The 335-nt window shown below is 42.4% G+C and carries 1 protein-coding gene; it reads right to left on the reverse strand.

Annotated elements, in window-relative coordinates:
* On the reverse strand, positions 1 to 335 hold a 335-nt coding region (locus HC175_RS21775; protein WP_209310183.1), incomplete at both ends, for an ATP-binding protein.

Consider the following 335-nt stretch of genomic DNA (forward strand, 5'->3'; position numbering starts at 1 on the left):
GAACTTTCTGCCTGGGTGAATTTTTCAAAGATGTGTTCTATCTTATCTTCAGAGATACCTATCCCTGTATCTTCAATATCAAATTTCAACCACAGGGTCTCATTTTCCTGTTTCTGCAGTTCTACCGAGATATTGACTTTTCCTGCTTCGGTAAACTTCACCGCGTTACTTACCAGATTATGCAGTACCTGGGAAAGCTTTAGCTGGTCTGCGGCAACTCTATGGGGAATTTTATCATCTATGTGCAGGTCCAGCCGTGTTTGTTTATCAATAGCCTGCGGTTGGTGAGCCTGTTTGAGATTGTTCAATAGCAGGGGAAGATCAAAATCGGTGAT

It is taken from the genome of Salinimicrobium oceani (assembly GCF_012037645.1).